The following is a 16,655-nucleotide window of genomic DNA, read 5'->3' as shown; positions in this document are numbered from 1 at the left end:
GGCCCGCGCCGGCACGTGCGGGGGTGGGGTCAGAACTGCTCGGTCTCGGTGGACCCGACGAGCGCGAGGGTGGCGCTGTCGGGGTTGAGCACTCCTGCGACGCGGTCGAAGTAGCCGGTACCGACCTCCCGCTGGTGGCGGGTCGCGGTGTAGCCGTCGGCCTCGGAGGCGAATTCGGCCTCCTGGAGCTCGACGTACGCACTCATGCCGCGGTCGCGGTAGCCGCGGGCGAGCTCGAACATCGAGTGGTTGAGGGCGTGGAAGCCCGCGAGGGTGATGAACTGGAACGCGTAGCCGTAGCTCGCGAGCTCACGCTGGAAGCGCGCGATCTGCGCGTCGTCGAGGTGCTTCTTCCAGTTGAACGACGGCGAGCAGTTGTAGGCGAGCATCTTGCCGGGGTGCTCGGCGTGGATCGCCTCGGCGAACTCCCGGGCGAGACCGAGGTCGGGCTCGCCCGTCTCGACCCAGATGAGGTCGGCGTAGGGCGCGTACGCGAGGCCGCGCTTGATGACGGCCTCGAGGCCGGGACGCGTGCGGTAGAAGCCCTCGGAGGACCGCTCGCCCGTGAGGAGCGGGCGGTCGCGCTCGTCGATGTCGCTCGTGATGAGGTCGGCGGCGAGAGCGTCGGTCCGTGCGATGACGATCGTCGAGGTGCCGGCGACGTCGGCGGCGAGCCGGGCGGAGGAGAGCGTGCGCACGTGCTGCTGCGTCGGGACGAGGACCTTGCCGCCGAGGTGGCCGCACTTCTTCTCCGACGCGAGCTGGTCCTCCCAGTGCACGCCGGCCGCGCCCGCGGTGATCATCTGGTGCATGAGCTCGTACGCGTTGAGGGGGCCGCCGAAGCCGGCCTCGGCGTCGGCGACGATCGGGGCGAGCCACTCGCGGGCCGGACGGCCGAGCTCGGCGGTCTCGATCTGGTCGGCGCGCAGGAGCGCGTTATTGATACGGCGCACGACGGCGGGGACGGAGTTCGCGGGGTAGAGCGACTGGTCGGGGTACGTCTGGCCGGAGAGGTTGGCGTCGGCCGCGACCTGCCAGCCCGAGAGGTAGATGGCCTTGAGGCCCGCGCGGACCTGCTGGACGGCCTGGTTGCCGGTGAGGGCGCCGAGGGCCGCGATCCACTCCTCCGAGTGGAGGAGGTCCCAGAGCCGCTCGGCGCCGCGGCGGGCGAGCGTCGCGTCCTCGCGGATGGAGCCGCGGAGCATGATGACGTCCTCGGCCGTGTAGTCGCGGCGGATGCCGGCCCAGCGGGGGTTGGTCGCCCAGTCGTGGGCGAGCTCGGCGGCGGTCTGGGTCTGGTCGCCGGGCAGGACGCGTGCGGAGGCGACGATCTTCTCGCCCGTGCCGTCGGCGGCGGTGTCCTGCGGGGTGAAGGTGGTCGTGCTCACGGTGTCCTCCTTGGTCTGCGGCCCCTGGGTGGTGCCGTGAATCAAGGTTCTTCCGCTGTGCAAGCGCTGAGAAGACCCCTTTCCGCGTAAAGATCAAGCGATCTTTACGGGCTGTGAAGTTCCTCGCCCCTGCGCGCAGATTCTCTGCCCGACGGTCCGGGCGGGGCCGCGCCGAATGTCGGAGGCACCTGCGAGGATCGTCCCGAGCGTGAGCACCACGCTCAGGACCGACGACGAACGGGCGATCATGACTGATGTGAACCGCGACGCAGCACCCGACCTCTTCTCCGACTCGTGGGCCTCCGGCCCCCTGCTCGGCTTCGACACCGAGACGACGGGCGTGAGCACGTCCTCCGACAGGATCGTCACGGCGGCGCTCGTGCGCCGCGACCCCTTGCGGGGGACGACGGTCGACACGTGGCTCATCGACCCGGGTGTGCCGATCCCCGAGGCCGCGTCTGCGATCCACGGCATCACGACCGAGCATGCGCGCGAGCACGGCGTCTCGCCGTGGGTCGCGCTCGAGGAGATCGCGGCACGTATCGCCGCCGACCTGCGCGCAGGAGTTCCCCTCGTCGCGTTCAACGCGACGTTCGACGTCTCGATCCTCGAGGCCGAGCTCGTCCGCCACGGGCTCCCGACGCTCACCGACCGGCTCGGCGGCCCCGTCGTCGGCGTCATCGACCCCCTCGTCATCGACCGCAAGATCGACAGGTGGCGCAAGGGCAAGCGCAAGCTCGTCGACCTGTGCGGCGTCTACGGCATCGACGACGCGGTCGACCTCCACACCGCGGACGTCGACGTCATCGCGACCCTCGACGTCCTCGCCGCGATGGTCGAGCGTCATCCTGGGCTCGCCGAGATGTCCCTCGCGGACCTCCATGGCTTCCAGCAGGAGGCGCACCGCGAGTGGGCTGCAAGCTTCAACGCGTGGCGCACGTCCAAGGGGCTCGACGGCCCCGGCGCGGGCCTCGAGTGGCTGGTCGACGCACGATGACCGCCGGCGTTCCGCTCACGCCCGCCTTCGTCCGTGGTGTCCTGCGCCTCGAGCCGACCGCGCGCGGCGTCGCGCCGCACCGCCTGCCTGCGTGGGCGCTCGCGCAGGCGGCAGACCCCCAGCTGTCGATGGTCGAGGCCCAGGGCGCGGGCGTGCGTATCGCCCTGCGCACCGCGGCGACGTCGGTGACGCTCACGGCCCACCGCACGCGCGTCACCTACGCGGGCGCCCCCGCGCGGCCCGACGGCTCGATCGACCTCGTCGTCGACGGGGAGGTCGTCAGACGCACGCGCACGTCGGGCGGCACGACGACCGAGCTCGACATGGTGACAGGCCAGCCGACAGTCATCCCGGGCGACGACCTCGTCGCGACGTTCGACGGTCTGCCTACGCGGGTCAAGGACGTCGAGATCTGGCTGCCCCACAACGAGACGCTCGAGATCATCGAGGTCACCGCAGACGCACCCGTCACCGAGTCTCCCCTCGTGGGCCGTCGCTGGCTGCACCACGGCTCGTCGATCAGCCAGGGCTCCAACGCGGCCCGCCCGACGGGCACGTGGCCCGCGGTCGCGGCACGGCTCGGCGGCGTCGAGCTGCAGAACCTCGGGTTTGGCGGCGCCGCCCTGCTCGACCCGTTCGTCGCCCGCGTCATGCGCGACACCCCTGCGGACCTTCTTTCGGTGGCTCTCGGGATCAACCTCGTCAACTCCGACCTCATGCGGCTTCGTGCCTTCCGCGCGGGCCTGCACGGCTTCCTCGACACGATCCGCGACGGCCATCCGAGCACACCTCTGCTCGTCGTCACACCCCTCCACTGCCGCATCCACGAGGCCACCCCCGGCCCCGGAGCCTTCGACACCGAGGCGATCGCCGAGGGCCGGCTCGCGTTCATGGCGACGGGGGACCCCGCCGAGGTCCCCGCCGGTCGGCTCACCCTCGAGTCGATCCGCACCGAGACCGCGCGCCTCGTCGCCGAGCGGCAGGCCGCCGACCCGCACCTCTTCCTGCTCGACGGCCTCACGCTCTACGGCGCCGCCGACGAGGCCGCCCACCCGCTGCGCGACGCGCTCCACCCCGACGCCGAGACGCACCGCTTCATCGGCGAACGCTTCGCGCAGCACGTCTTCACGCACGGCCCGTTCACGAGCTGAGCACAGCAACCGCCCCGCGGATCAGGGGCCCGCTCCCGTCCGCGGCACCGGAACCTCGTGGAGGGGTGCCCTCACCCCCGCCGCAGCACGACGACCGAGTCGTCGAGCTCGGCGTGCGTGCCATCCGGCCCGACGGCCGCGCGCCGGCGCACCTCGGCGACCTCGACCGTCCAGCCCTCGCCGTCGAGCCGGATCTCCGCGAGCTCCGAGGCAGGCGTCGGGAACTCCGCGTGGCCCGCGTGATCGGCCGACATCCACGGCGGCGGGGCGGCGTGCGCGACGACGACGAGCCGCCCGCCAGGCGCGAGGTACGACGCGAACCGTCGGAAGATCTCCCCGCGTGAGAGCTCGACAGGCGACTGGAGAAAACTCGCGGTGACGAGGTCGACCTGCCCGTCGGGCTGCCACGTCGTGAGGTCCCCGACGACGAACCGCGCCCGGTCGCCCAGCCCCTCGGCGGCCGCCGCCTCCGTGCCGCGCTGCACGGCCGTCGGCGAGATGTCGACGCCCACCGCGTCCCACCCCTCGCGTGCGCACCACAGGACGTCGCCACCCTCGCCGCAGCCGAGGTCGAGCGAACGGCCCGGTGCGAGCCCGCGCACGACGTCCGCCGTCGACGCATTGACCCTGCCCGACCACCGGCGGCCGCTCTCGGCGTACATCTGCTCCCAGAACTCGGCGGGCGGCCGCTCGTCGGAGCCGTGTCCGTGTGCATCGCTCATGGCGTCAGCGTGCGCGGTCCCCGTCGCCCGGCGCAAGCCGGGAAGGTCAGTCCGTGCCGGGCCAACCCGTCAGCCGCGGTCCCTCCGGACGGGGCGCGCCCGGCCGCACAGGGTACGGCGTGACCTGCGGCCCGACGAGCAGCCCGCGGTAGCGCATCTGCGAGTAGCCACGCCCGCCGAGGACGAGCCGGTAGTGAGCGTCGTCCCACGGGAGTGCTTGCTCCTGCTCGAAGCACCAGCGCAGCTGCACCGCGACCGGGTCGTTGCCGACGAGCGCGGCCACGCGTGCCTCGACGAGCTCCGCCGGAACGCCGTCCCCCGCGAGAAGCCCCTCGGCCCGGCCCGACCACAGCGCGACGAGGAGGATCCGTTCGAAGAGCGTCGGGGCGCGGCCCGACATCACGGTGGCGGTCAGGTCGGCGCGGTGCCGTGCGGGCCGGGTCGGGTCGGTCGACGTCCAGCCGAGCGGCTTGAGCGTCGTCACCACGGTCTTCGCGACGTCGGGCCGGCCGACGAGGCCGAGCGCGGCGAGCCGGGTCCCGATGACCTGGACGAGCGACCCGTCGAGCCCACCGGGAGTCTCCGACAGTCCGAGCGGGTCGATCGCTCGGATCGCGTCCGCGGGGACGAGCGGGACGTCCACGCGCACGCGGGACGCGGCGGTGTCGAGCAGCTCGTCCCCCGTCGCGACGACGTCCCCCGCGAGGACGATCGGGCGCCCGTGCGGCTCGAGGACGACGCGCAGCGCGTCGCGTGCGACGAGGTCGACGAGCACGGCCGCCGACGTCATGCGTTCGACGTCGAGCATCGTCCGCTCGACGCGACCGGTGGCCTCATCGACGAGCAGCAGCGGCACGAGCTCGGCGGGGATCACAGCACGCACGCTAGCCGAGCCGGCGCCGCACGGCGCCCCGGGACACGACGCCCCTTGTCCCTGCTCGGCGCACGTCCGTAGCATGTGAGCACCTCACCACGATCCGGACGGGACGGACGATGAAACCGCTCATGCCTCTCCGCCGCCTGCGTGCCGTCGCTGCCGTCGCCGTCGTGGCCACCGCGCTATCGGCATGCTCGTTCTCGTTCAACGTGGGGCAGAGCGACGAGACCACGACGCCCGACGGTGTGCTCGGCGGCCTGCGGATCAGCTACGAGATCGGCGCACGCAACAGCGATCACCCCGACGGGGCGGGCCCCCTGCGCATCGGGGACCCCGACATCCTCCGTGACACGTACCGCGACGCAGGCCGGACCCCCGCCAGGTGGTCGGTTCGCTACAGGTTCCCCGTCCCCCTGACCGACACCGAGGGCCGCACGTGGGAGGTCCAGGGCGTCACGGACGACGCAGCCGCGTTCTTCGATCCGGCGTTCTCCGAGGACGGCCCGGTCGCGGTGACGGCCGGTCTCGACGGACCGGTGACGCTGCTCGTCCCGGATCTCGCGGACGATGGTGACGCTGCGCCGCGGACGGTGCACGTCCGGTCGATCACCTCCGAGTTCGAGTCGTCGCTCCGCGACCGTCCGGAGCACCCGCGCCTCTTCGTCGACGCCGCGACGTTCGGCGCGTTCGTCGAGCAGGCTGGCGGCACGCCGTGGTACCAGATCGTGCACGCGGGCCCCGGGCAGGGAGGCCCGGCCGAGCCGACGATCGTCGACGTCTGGGTCGAGCACGACGACGCCCAGGTGCGGTCGTCCGAGGCGTGGGACTTCGACGCGGCGCTCGAGGACGCGGGCTTCGACGTGCCGTCGCACCTGGGCTGACCGCGGTCAGTCGCCCGTCGCGTCGAGGGTCCGCCGCGACGCGAACTCCCGCCGCTCCCCCGTGAGCGGGTCGTCGAACGCGATCGAGCGCGCGAGGAGCTGCAGCGGGGCGGAGTAGTCGTCAGGCGCGACCTCACGCTCGACGGGGTAGAGGTCGTCGCCGACGATCGGTGCGCCAAGCCCTGCCAGGTGCACGCGCAGCTGATGGGTGCGTCCGGTCTCGGGTCGCAGCCCGACGAGCGCACGCCCGCCGGGCAGCTCACGCTGCAGCGTCACGTGCGTGATCGCGTTGACCTCCCCCGGCACGGTCCGTGCCTGGTGAACACCGTGCTGCTTGACGATGCGCGAACGCACCGTCGTCGGCAGCTCGAGCCCCGCAGGCAGCGTCACGACGGCCTCGTAGACCTTCTCGACCGCGCGCCGCGCGAAGAGCTCCTGGTACGCACCGCGCACCTCGGGCCGTGTCGTGAGGACGAGCACGCCCGCAGTCGGCCGGTCGAGCCTGTGCGCCGGCGAGAGCGCCGGCAGGTCGAGCGCTCGGCGCAGCCGCACGAGCACCGTCTCTGTCACCCAGGCTCCGCGCGGCGTCACCGCGAGGAAGTGCGGCTTGTCGACGACGACGAGGTCGTCGTCCCGGTGGAGGACCTCGACCTCGAACGGCACGCGTGCCTCGGGAGCGACGTCACGGTAGAGGTAGGCGAGCCCGCCCGCGGGGTACGGGGAGTCGAGCGCAAAGGGTCGCCCGAGCTCGTCGACGACCTCACCCGCCGCGACCTGCTCACGCAGCCGCGCGGCGTCGGCGGGGAAGCGTGCCTCGAGGTAGGAGACGAGCGAACCCCACGCCTCCTCGCGCGGCAGCGCGAGGCGCGTGGGGTTCAACCCGTCCCGCACGGGCAGGGGCGGCGGGCGCCGGCCGCGCCGACTCACGTGCGTCCCGCGTGCGGAAGGCGCATCAGCGACCCGTGTAGTTGGGGGCCTCGACCGTCATCTGGATGTCGTGCGGGTGCGACTCCTTGAGCCCCGCCGCGGTGATCCGCACGAAGCGGCCGCGCTGCTGGAGCTGCGGGATCGTGTGCGCGCCGACGTAGAACATCGACTGGTGCAGGCCGCCGACGAGCTGGTGCGCGACGGCGCCGAGCGGGCCTCGGTACGGGACCTGGCCCTCGATGCCCTCGGGGACGATCTTGTCGTCCGAGGCGACGTCCGCCTGGAAGTAGCGGTCCTTCGAGTACGAGACCTTCTTGCCGCGCGACGCCATGGCACCGATCGAGCCCATGCCGCGGTAGAGCTTGAACTGCTTGCCGTTGACGAAGACGAGGTCGCCGGGCGACTCGTCACAGCCTGCGAGCAGGGAGCCGAGCATGACGGTGTCGGCACCTGCGACGAGCGCCTTCGCGATGTCGCCTGAGTACTGCAGGCCTCCGTCGCCGATGACGGGCACGCCCGCGGGGCGGCACGCGAGGGATGCTTCGTAGATCGCGGTGACCTGCGGGACGCCGACGCCTGCGACGACGCGCGTCGTGCAGATCGAGCCGGGGCCGACGCCGACCTTGACTGCGTCGACGCCTGCGTCGACGAGCGCCTGGGCGCCCGCGCGCGTCGCGACGTTGCCGCCGATGACCTGGACGCCCGCGAAGAACGGGTCGGCCTTGAGCTTGCGCACCATCTCGAGGAGGAGGCGTGCGTGCCCGTTCGCGGTGTCGGCGACGAGCACGTCGACGCCAGCCTCGGCGAGCGCGCCCGCGCGCTCGTAGGCGTCGCCGAAGAACCCGATCGCGGCCCCGACGCGCAGGCGACCCTCGCCGTCCTTCGTCGCGTCCGGGTACTGCTCGGTCTTGACGAAGTCCTTCACCGTGATGAGGCCCTCGAGGCGCCCGTCGGAGTCGACGAGCGGAAGCTTCTCGATGCGGTTGCGGCCGAGCAGGTCCGCGGCCTCGGCGCGTGAGATGCCGACGGGCGCCGTGACGAGCGGCATGGGCGTCATGACCTCGGCGACGCGACGCGACGCGAACTCGGCCGGGTTGACGAAGCGCAGGTCACGGTTGGTGATGATGCCGACGAGACGACGGTCGTCGTCGACGACCGGCAGGCCGGACACGCGGTAGCGGCCGCAGAGGTCGTCGAGCTCGGCGAGCGTCGCGTCGGGGCCGACGGTGACCGGGTCCGTGATCATGCCGGACTCGGAGCGCTTGACGAGGTCGACCTGACCGGCCTGCGCCTCGATCGAGAGGTTGCGGTGGACGATGCCGATGCCGCCCTGGCGCGCCATGGCGATCGCCATGCGAGCCTCGGTCACGGTGTCCATCGCGGCGGACAGCAGCGGGACGCTCATCGTGATGTCACGGGTGAGGCGCGCGGTCGTGTCGACCTCGGAGGGGATGACGTCGGTCTCGTTCGGCAGGAGCAGGACGTCGTCGTACGTCAGGCCCTCGAAGGCGAAGGGGTGGGGGACGTCGGCGAGGAAGGCAGGCTCGGTCACGCGGCCATCGTACGTCCGCGCGCGCGGTCGTCGCGGTGACGTCCGTCTCCTGAGCGGGGGCCGCTCCGGGCCTCAGGACAGACGTGAGGCGAACGCCTGGACCTCGTAGAAGAGCCCGGAGAACGAACGAACCCGCTGGACGTTGGGCGCGAGGGGAACGTTCGCCGCAGTCGCGTCGTCAGCGAGGCCGACGAAGATCGGCAGCTCGGGCTCGTTCGCGTAGACGGTCTCGACGATGCCGAGGTCCGGCGACGAACTGAGCGCGACGAGGGCGACGGCCACGGGGCGGACCATCGCGACGATCTCCTGGACGCGGTGCGGGTCGGTGCGCCCGACGACGACGCGCGCCATGACGCCGCGCGCCGTGAGGGCCGACGCGAGCGTGTGCGCGGCGAGCGGGTGCGGCTCGCCCGGGGGGATGAAGACGAGGACGATGCGACGCATCTGGCTCGGGTGCGGCGTGCCGAACTCGGTCTCGTGCGCGACCTGCCGCGCGCGGAGCGCCCGCAGGGCTGCGGCGACGAGCGGCGGCAGGAAGGACTCCCCCGGCTTCGCGAGCACCGTGCGCTCGGAGAGCTTCGCGAGCGCGGGAACGACGAGGTTCGTCCACCACACGAGGATGTCGTCCGTCGGCCCGATCGTGAGGATCTGCGTGAGGCGGTCCTCGTCGAAGGTGAGCGCGGCCTCGACGACGTCGGACGGCCCGACCTGGGCGGGGGTCGCGTCGGAGCGTGGCGCGAAGTGGACGACTCGCGGCTCAGGACCCGTGGAGGCGCCGGACTGCGAGGCGCGGCGCCGCGCCTCCTCCTGCTCGATGACTGCGCGGTCTCGGTTCGCCCGTTCGACCTCGAGGTCGGCCTCGAGAGCAGCACGGGCCGCGTCCGCAGGCGCGACACCCTCGATCGTCAGCCGCTGCATGACGAGGAGGCGCAGGACGTCGTCGCGGGTGTAGCGGCGGTGGGAGCCGGCGGACCGCTCGGAGGGGCCGAGCCCGTAGCGACGGTCCCACGTTCGCAGCGTCGCCGGGGCGACACCGAGGCGCTTGGCGACGACGGCGACGGCGACGCCGGGCTTGGCTGCGCGGACGGCAGCGAGCTCGACGGGCGCGTCGGGGACGTCCACGGCGTCGTCGGCGACGTCTCGCTCACTGGTCATGGCTCGATTCTGCCCAGGGTCGCGCAACCGCGCCAACCGGGGCCGAGCGCTTGCGATCTGCCGCACGTGCCGGACGCCCGAACCGCGCCACCCCCCGATCGCTGACGCGATTCGTCGGCGCATCCCACTCTCGAAACGTTGCACCGGACAGGACTTGAACAACTTCTGACCAAGTTGTAGCGTTCATGCAGCGCACGGGCCTCCGAGGGGGAGGGATACCAACGTGCGGAGGGGACCGGTCGCCTCGGCGGCCCGCAACGGAGGAGCTACTGACCATGACTGAGATCTCTCGTCTTCCTGGCCCTGTGATGGACCTGTGGGAGTGGCAGTACCAGGGCAGCTGCCGCGACGCTGACGACACCCTCTTCTTCCACCCCGAGGGTGAGCGCGGCAGCGCACGCCGTCGGCGTGCGGAGGCGGCCAAGGCCATCTGCCACTCGTGCCCGGTGCTCCAGCAGTGCCGTGAGCAGGCGCTCCGCATCCGCGAGCCGTACGGCGTCTGGGGCGGCCTCTCCGAGGACGACCGTGCCGCGATCCTCGCGGACCCGCGCCGCGCGCAGGCCGTCTGACACGTCGCACCAGCGAACCCCGCACCCCGCGGAAGGGTGCGGGGTTCGCTGCGTCCGGAGGAGGTCTGCGGCGCCAGAGCAGAGCACTGACGTCACCGGACATCACCCGGGCGGGACCCCGAGCTGTCGGCGCACGCCCTCGATCCCGTGGATCGTGACCTCAGGACGCTCGGACGCGAGCCACGATGCGTGGGTGAGTCGGTAGCGCTGTGCCTCGACGGCCTCCTCGCCGCGGGACGTGCGATGCGCACCGTTCGGCGTGTACCCGACCTTCTGGCTCACGCGCTGCGAGCGAGGGTTGTCGGCGAAGGCCTCCGAGGTGACGTCGTGGGCCCCGAGACCGACGAACGCCAGGTGGACGACTGCGCGCCGCATGCGCGTGCCGATCCCGCGACCCTGGTGCTCGAGGCCGAGCCACGATCCCGTCTCGACGGTGCGGCGGACCGGGAAACTGCGCGCGAAGACCGACTGCATGCCGACGGGCTCACCACCGACGAGCACGGCGAGCTCGATGTTCCACGCGTCTGGCGAGAGGCCGGCGCGCGCACCCCAGTGGTACGCGAGGAAGCCGTGTCGGACCGCAGCAGGGTCGCCTTGCGTCCACGGGACGAGGAACGGCATGGCGTCCGGCGCGTGCACGCCTCGGACGGCGAGGTCCGCAAGCTGCAGGAGCAGGTCGTCGTCCGCGAAACGCAGCTCGAGGTCCCCCTCGGTGACGCGCAGGGCGGCGACGGGCCAGGCCTCGGTGAGCAGTGTCGTCGTCATGCCAGGACGCTACCGGTCCACTCGCCCTCGGCACGAACAGATTGTCCGGAGACGACGGGACCCCGCCGCCCCACGAGGGGGCGACGGGGTCCGGTGCGTCGCTGGGCTGGGGTCAGCCGGCGACGACGGCGAGGATGTCGCGCACGGAGAGGACGAGGTACTCCTCGCCCGCGTACTTGACCTCGGTGCCGCCGTACTTCGAGTAGATGACCTTGTCACCCACGGCGACGTCGAGCGGGATGCGGTTGCCCTTGTCGTCGACACGGCCGGGGCCGACAGCGAGGACCTCGCCCTCCTGCGGCTTCTCCTTGGCGGTGTCCGGGATGTAGAGACCGGAGGCGGTGGTCGTCTCAGCCTCGATCGCCTTGATGACGATCTTGTCCTCGAGCGGCTTGATGGGGACCGACACGTCGGACCTCCCCTTCACGTTGTGGCTACGGATGGATAGGGGTGGACGGGGTGTCACGGGCGCCGTCGCGGGGGTCGCACCGAGTCCTCGTCCCATCTCACGAGGAGATGTTGCAGCACCAAATCTAGGCCCGGGTTAGCACTCGGTCAACATGAGTGCCAGTTCAGCTGCGGGTGTCCGCCACGGGCGGACATCCCTGCGGCTCGGCCGCTGAGCTGCGTGACGGTCTCAGCCGCCGAGCTGCGTGACGAGCACCGTCGCGACCGAGAGATAGATGACGAGCCCTGTGCCGTCGACAAGAGTCGTGATGAGCGGCCCCGAGACGACCGCCGGGTCGACCCCGAACCTCCTCAGCACGAACGGCAGCGTCGACGCGAGCAACGCCGACCACAGGACGATGAGCACGACCGCGACCGACACCGTGAGCGCAACGTCCTGGCCGACCCCGAGCGTCAGCGCCCTCAGCCACGCGAGCCCCGCGATGCACGCCGCGAGCATGACGCCCGTCGTCATCTCCTTGCGGAGGACGGCCCACAGGTGACGTCCCCGCACCTCTCCGAGCGCCATGGCCCGCACGAGCGTCGTCGTCACCTGCGTGCCCGTGTTCCCGCCCGTGCCGATGAGCAGCGGGATGAAGAACGTCAGCGCGACGACCGTCGCGAGCGTGTCCTCGAAATGCCTGAGCACCGTGCCCGTTTACATCTCGGCGACGAAGAGCACCGCGAGCCAACCGACGCGCCGTCGCCACAGGAGCCACGGCGTCGCCTCGAGGTACGGCACGTCGAGGGGCGTCGAGCCGCCCTGCCGGTCGGCGTCCTCGGTCGCTTCGGCATCAGCGACCGCGGCCGTCGTAGCCCGCAGGTCCGCGACGCTGAGGTCGCGCACGCTCCCGTCGGGCAGGGTGAGGCCGACGCGCGCGCGGGGATCCTCGAGCAGCGCCGCGAGCGTGACGTCGACCGTCGCGGTGGGAACGGTGGGGGTGGTGGTCTGGGAACGCATGCGTCCGCCTCTCCTCGTCCGGGCGCACGGCGGCGCCCGGGCTGCGGGTTCGTGGGCGGGGCGTCGGGGACGCCCGTCGTCGTGCGCGCACGGGGGCACGCACGGGGCGACGGCAGGGTCGGTACGACCCGGGGCGCTCAGCGGGAGCGCACGGGCAGCGCACGAGGACGGGCTGTCGCACGGGACGGAGAATGGCTGGGGGGCTCCACGACGGTCACCTCCTCGGTGCAGGGCTGCGGGCTGCAGGCCACCCCACCCTAGATGAGCAGGACCCCCGGAGCCCGGACCCTCGTCACGTCCCGTGGGGCCTCCGTCGCCCGCGCGTGCGCGTCGTGGAAGTATTCAGGCATGGACCGCGCCGCTCTCACCCTGCTCCTCCAGCCCGACGGGTGGGCCCTGCTCAGTGCGCTCCCGCCGTACGACGAAGCGACGGCGATGCACCTGTCCGAGCGCCTCCGCGCGGACGGCACCGACCCGGCGCTCGTCGCGGCCGTGCTCACGCAGTCGCGCCTGCGCACGAAGGCCCGGGAGAAGTTCGGCGAGTTCGCCGACGGCATGCTCTTCACGCCCGACGGTCTCGAGCAGGCGACCCGGCTGCCCGTCGCGGCGCGGCACGCGCAGCGCTTCCTCGCGGCGGGCGTCACGAAGGTCGCCGACCTCACGTGCGGGCTCGGCGCCGACTCGATGGCCTTCGCGGCCTCGGGCCTGCGCGTCCTCGCGGTCGACCGTGACGAGGAGACGGCGGCCCTCGCAACCGTCAACCTCCGGCACTTCCCCGAGGCCGAGGTCCGCCTCGGCGACGGGCTCGCGCTCGACCTCACCGCGGAGGGCGTCGACGGCGTCTACGCGGACCCGGCCCGCCGAACGGGCACGGGCACGCGCATCCTCGACCCTCGCGCGTACGCGCCCCCGCTCGACGACGTGTGGCAGCTGCGCGCAACGGTCCCGGCCGTCGGCATCAAGGTCGGGCCCGGCATCCCGCACGCGGGCATCCCCGCCGACGCCGAGGCGCAGTGGGTGTCGCTCGACGGCCACGTGCTCGAGGCCGGGCTGTGGTTCGGTCCGCTCACCGAGGCCCCGGGCAGGTCGGCGCTCGTGCTGCGCACGCGCCCCGATGGGTCCGTGAGCGCCCGCGCGCTCGCTCCGGTCGTGTCCGACGACGACGTCGAGGTCGGGCCCGTCGGCGCCTACCTCTTCGAGCCCGACGGCGCCGTCGTCCGGGCCGGACGCGTCGCAACCGCGGCGCGCGAGCTCGGCGGACGGCTCGTCGACCCGACGATCGCCTACGTCACGACGGACGCGATCCCGCAGGCCTGGGCCGACGCTCGGGCCGCGGGCGAGGCGACCCTCGCGACCGGCTACCGCGTCCTCGACACCCTGCCGTTCTCCCTCAAGCGCCTCAAGGCCTACCTCCGCGAGCGCGGCGTCGGTCGTCTCACGATCAAGAAGCGCGGCACTGCCGTCGTCCCCGAGCAGCTGCGCAAGCAGCTCGCGCTCCACGGCCCGCACGAGGGCCACATCGTCCTCACGCGCGTCGCCGGCGCGCAGACCGTGCTCGTCGTCGAGCCGCTCACCTCCCCTGCCGCCACCGGGACGGAGCACTGACATGCACCTGCCGTTCGCACCGTCCGAGCGCTCGACCGTCGGCATCGAGTGGGAGCTCGCACTCGTCGACAAGGACTCGGGCGACCTCCGCCAGGTCGCGCAGACCGTCCTCGACGCCGTCGAGCCCGCGGGCGGCGGCCAGCACCCGCACATCCGCCAAGAGCTCCTCCTCAACACCGTCGAGGTCGTCTCGGGCGTCAACCGCACCGTGCGGGGCGCGGGCGACGACCTCGAGCGCGCGATCGACGAGATCCGCGAGGTCACCGACCCTCTGCGGGTCGAGCTCATGTGCGCGGGCACGCACCCGTTCGCGCGGTGGGCGCAGCAGAAGGTCACGGACAAGGAGCGGTACGCGACGCTCATCGACCGCACGCAGTGGTGGGGCCGGCAGATGCTCATCTACGGGGTGCACGTGCACGTCGGCATCGAGGACCGCGACAAGGTCCTGCCGATCGCGCGTGGCATGCTCGCGTACTTCGGGCACCTCCAGGCGCTGTCCGCGTCGAGCCCCTTCTGGGGCGGCAAGGACACGGGATACGCGTCGAACCGGGCGCTCATGTTCCAGCAGCTGCCGACGGCCGGGCTGCCGTTCCAGTTCGAGACGTGGTCCCAGCTCGAGGGGTACGTCGACGACATGGTGCGCACGGGCGTCATCGACGCGTTCGACGAGGTTCGCTGGGACCTGCGCCCGTCGCCGCGGTTCGGGACGCTCGAGACACGGATCTCCGACGGCACGTCGAACATCACCGAGGTGCTCGCGCTCGCCGCGCTCACGCACTGCCTCGTCGAGCACCTCTCGACACTCCTCGACGAGGGCAAGGAGCTCCCGACCTTGCCGCCGTGGTTCGCGCAGGAGAACAAGTGGCGCTCGGCACGCTACGGCATGGACGCGATCCTCATCCTTGACTCCCGTGGTGAGGAAGAGCTCGTGCGCGACGCGGTGACGCGGCTGCTCCACGAGCTCGAGCCGACGGCGGCGCGGCTCGGCTGCCTCGACGAGCTCGACCAGGTGCGCACGATCCTGCGCAGGGGCGCTGGCTACCAGCGGCAGCGGGCGGTCGCGCGCCGCAACGGTGGTGAGCTGGGTCCGGTCGTCGAGAACCTTGTCGCGGAGCTCCGTGCAGGCCGGCCCCTCTGATTCGCCTCGGGTCGGCCCCTCTGATTCGCCTCGGGACAGCCCCACTGATTCGCCTCGGGACAGCCCCTCTGATTCGCCTCGATAGCCAATCAGACCACCACACCCGTCCCGATCCGCTATCGAGCGACGGACAGTCGCGTTCCGACCATCGAACGGGCGGAAGCCATCAATCCGTCGTGAATGTTCCGATAGCCGATCGGGGCGCCATACGCGCCCCGATCGGCTATCGAGCCCTAGAGCCACGCCCGACGACCGCCAGGCACGCCCGCCCGGACCTCTCGATAGCGGATCAGTGCAGCACACCTGTCCCGATCCGCTATCGAGCATCTCTGCGGTGCCCGCCGGCGGAAGGGGGCCCCGGCGCCGGCGGCTCGATCGCGGATCCGGTCACCACATGTGGCCCGATCGGCTATCGGACCACGGGGGAGGCGAGGGTGGGGGTGGGTGCCGAGGTCGGGTCAGACGTGCGTGAGCGTGAGCGGCATCGAGGAGTCGACGGGAATGTCGAGGCTCGACGGCGCGACGTCCGCGCGCACGAGCGCCGAGCCGAGCGCCGCGATCATCGCACCGTTGTCCGTGCAGTAGCGGATCGGCGGGATGCGCAGCGTAATCCCAGCCTCCGCGCAACGCTCCGCCGCCATGTCGCGCAGCTGCGAGTTCGCGGAGAACCCGCCGCCGACGACGAGCGTGTCGACGCCGTGCAGCTCGCACGCGCGGATCGTCTTCGCCGTGAGGACGTCGGCCACCGCCGCCGCGAATGACGCCGCGACGTCGTGGAGCGGGATCTCCTCCCCCGCGTCGCGCCGCGCCTCGACCCACCGCGCGACCGCCGTCTTGAGGCCCGAGAACGAGAAGTCGTACGCGTGCTCCGCCTGATCCTTCGGCAGCGTGAGCGCCCGCGGGAAGCGGATCGCCGTCGGGTCGCCCTCACGCGCGAGCCGGTCGATGTGCGGGCCGCCCGGGTACGGCAGGCCGAGCAGCCGACCGACCTTGTCAAAGGCCTCCCCCGCCGCGTCGTCGAGCGTCGAGCCGAGCTCCGTCACCGACGTCGCGATGTCGTCGACGAGCAGGAGCGAGGAGTGCCCTCCCGAGACGACGAGCGCCATGGCACGCTCGGGGAACGCTCCGTGGACGAGCTCGTCGACGGCCGCGTGCCCGATGACGTGGTTGACACCGTAGAGCGGCTTGCCGAGCGCGACCGACAGCGCCTTCGCGGCCGACGCCCCGATCGTCAGCGGCCCCTGGAGGCCCGGCCCCGCGGTCACCGCGACCGCGTCGACCTCCGCGAGGTCGACGTCCGCCTCCGCGAGCGCCCGGCGGATCGTCGGCACCATGGCCTCGAGGTGCGCACGCGACGCGATCTCGGGGATGATCCCGCCGAAGCGCGCGTGCTCGTCCATCGACGACGCGACCGCGTCGAACAGCAGCTCGCGGCCCCTCACGAGGGCCACCCCCGTCTCGTCGCAGGACGTCTCGATGCCAAGGACGAGGGGTTCGCTCATGCCTTCCAGGATACGGCG

The 16,655-nt window shown here is 72.2% G+C and carries 17 protein-coding genes; 6 read left to right on the top strand and 11 right to left on the bottom strand.

The features are described from left to right. Window positions 1-29: 29 nt before the first annotated feature. Window positions 30-1,331, bottom strand: a complete 1,302-nt coding sequence (gene aceA / locus IGS67_RS05060) for an isocitrate lyase (RefSeq protein ID WP_192278894.1) — start codon at window positions 1,329-1,331, stop codon at window positions 30-32. A 304-nt stretch (window positions 1,332-1,635) separates the two neighbouring features. Between aceA and IGS67_RS05055 the strand changes: the two genes are divergently transcribed. Beyond that, a complete protein-coding gene (locus IGS67_RS05055) occupies window positions 1,636-2,385 on the top strand; it encodes an exonuclease domain-containing protein (RefSeq protein ID WP_192278893.1) in 750 nt (249 codons plus the stop codon). Continuing rightward, the gene (locus IGS67_RS05050) at window positions 2,382-3,536 is read left to right on the top strand and encodes an SGNH/GDSL hydrolase family protein (protein ID WP_192278474.1); all 1,155 of its coding nucleotides are present in this window, start codon (window positions 2,382-2,384) and stop codon (window positions 3,534-3,536) included. Before IGS67_RS05055 ends, IGS67_RS05050 begins: the two co-directional genes overlap by 4 nt. A gap of 71 nt (window positions 3,537-3,607) precedes the next feature. Here IGS67_RS05050 and IGS67_RS05045 read toward each other — a convergent pair whose 3' ends face one another. Beyond that, complete coding sequence (locus IGS67_RS05045; protein ID WP_192278472.1) at window positions 3,608-4,258, bottom strand: SAM-dependent methyltransferase; 651 nt, start codon at window positions 4,256-4,258, stop codon at window positions 3,608-3,610. A gap of 46 nt (window positions 4,259-4,304) precedes the next feature. Beyond that, complete coding sequence (locus tag IGS67_RS05040; RefSeq protein WP_192278470.1) at window positions 4,305-5,132, bottom strand: GPP34 family phosphoprotein; 828 nt, start codon at window positions 5,130-5,132, stop codon at window positions 4,305-4,307. A 131-nt stretch (window positions 5,133-5,263) separates the two neighbouring features. Between IGS67_RS05040 and IGS67_RS05035 the strand changes: the two genes are divergently transcribed. Then, on the top strand, window positions 5,264-6,016 hold the full coding sequence (locus IGS67_RS05035; protein ID WP_192278468.1) for a hypothetical protein: 753 nt from the start codon (window positions 5,264-5,266) through the stop codon (window positions 6,014-6,016). A 6-nt stretch (window positions 6,017-6,022) separates the two neighbouring features. Here the strand turns inward: IGS67_RS05035 and IGS67_RS05030 are convergent, their stop codons facing one another. The 3 genes from IGS67_RS05030 to IGS67_RS05020 form a co-directional block, all read right to left on the bottom strand. Continuing rightward, window positions 6,023-6,895 carry a pseudouridine synthase gene (locus tag IGS67_RS05030; protein ID WP_235977739.1) on the bottom strand — a complete coding sequence of 291 codons (873 nt, stop codon included), beginning with the start codon at window positions 6,893-6,895 and terminating at the stop codon, window positions 6,023-6,025. A 73-nt stretch (window positions 6,896-6,968) separates the two neighbouring features. Beyond that, window positions 6,969-8,495: an IMP dehydrogenase gene (gene guaB / locus IGS67_RS05025; protein WP_102509302.1), complete on the bottom strand. Its 1,527-nt coding sequence runs from the start codon at window positions 8,493-8,495 to the stop codon at window positions 6,969-6,971. A 72-nt stretch (window positions 8,496-8,567) separates the two neighbouring features. Beyond that, complete coding sequence (locus tag IGS67_RS05020) at window positions 8,568-9,650, bottom strand: MerR family transcriptional regulator (RefSeq protein WP_192278464.1); 1,083 nt, start codon at window positions 9,648-9,650, stop codon at window positions 8,568-8,570. Window positions 9,651-9,925: 275 nt separating this feature from the next. On the opposite strand from IGS67_RS05020, the gene IGS67_RS05015 reads away from it, so the two are divergent. Next, on the top strand, window positions 9,926-10,219 hold the full coding sequence (locus tag IGS67_RS05015) for a WhiB family transcriptional regulator (RefSeq protein WP_102509304.1): 294 nt from the start codon (window positions 9,926-9,928) through the stop codon (window positions 10,217-10,219). 102 nt (window positions 10,220-10,321) lie between these two features. On the opposite strand, the gene IGS67_RS05010 is transcribed toward IGS67_RS05015, so the two are convergent. From IGS67_RS05010 to IGS67_RS13620, 4 genes are all read right to left on the bottom strand, one after another. Then, window positions 10,322-10,984: a GNAT family N-acetyltransferase gene (locus IGS67_RS05010; protein ID WP_192278462.1), complete on the bottom strand. Its 663-nt coding sequence runs from the start codon at window positions 10,982-10,984 to the stop codon at window positions 10,322-10,324. Window positions 10,985-11,096: 112 nt separating this feature from the next. Beyond that, window positions 11,097-11,393, bottom strand: coding sequence for a co-chaperone GroES (gene groES / locus IGS67_RS05005; protein ID WP_102509306.1), 297 nt, complete (start codon window positions 11,391-11,393; stop codon window positions 11,097-11,099). Between the two features lie 228 nt (window positions 11,394-11,621). Continuing rightward, on the bottom strand, window positions 11,622-12,080 hold the full coding sequence (locus tag IGS67_RS13625) for a magnesium transporter (protein WP_210767061.1): 459 nt from the start codon (window positions 12,078-12,080) through the stop codon (window positions 11,622-11,624). Between the two features lie 9 nt (window positions 12,081-12,089). Further along, complete coding sequence (locus IGS67_RS13620) at window positions 12,090-12,392, bottom strand: hypothetical protein (RefSeq protein ID WP_210767060.1); 303 nt, start codon at window positions 12,390-12,392, stop codon at window positions 12,090-12,092. A gap of 348 nt (window positions 12,393-12,740) precedes the next feature. Between IGS67_RS13620 and IGS67_RS04995 the strand changes: the two genes are divergently transcribed. Beyond that, window positions 12,741-13,997: a class I SAM-dependent methyltransferase gene (locus IGS67_RS04995; RefSeq protein ID WP_192278460.1), complete on the top strand. Its 1,257-nt coding sequence runs from the start codon at window positions 12,741-12,743 to the stop codon at window positions 13,995-13,997. A gap of 1 nt (window position 13,998) precedes the next feature. Beyond that, window positions 13,999-15,135: a glutamate--cysteine ligase gene (locus IGS67_RS04990; protein WP_192278458.1), complete on the top strand. Its 1,137-nt coding sequence runs from the start codon at window positions 13,999-14,001 to the stop codon at window positions 15,133-15,135. A gap of 458 nt (window positions 15,136-15,593) precedes the next feature. On the opposite strand, the gene tsaD is transcribed toward IGS67_RS04990, so the two are convergent. Next, the gene (tsaD, locus tag IGS67_RS04985) at window positions 15,594-16,637 is read right to left on the bottom strand and encodes a tRNA (adenosine(37)-N6)-threonylcarbamoyltransferase complex transferase subunit TsaD (RefSeq protein ID WP_102509310.1); all 1,044 of its coding nucleotides are present in this window, start codon (window positions 16,635-16,637) and stop codon (window positions 15,594-15,596) included. Between the last annotated feature and the right edge of the window lie 18 nt (window positions 16,638-16,655).

The sequence above is a fragment of the Flavimobilis rhizosphaerae genome (assembly GCF_014852685.1).
GTDB lineage: Bacteria > Actinomycetota > Actinomycetes > Actinomycetales > Cellulomonadaceae > Flavimobilis > Flavimobilis rhizosphaerae.
The sequence above is the reverse complement of the archived record's forward strand: the minus strand, read 5'-3'. Positions and strand labels throughout refer to the sequence as shown.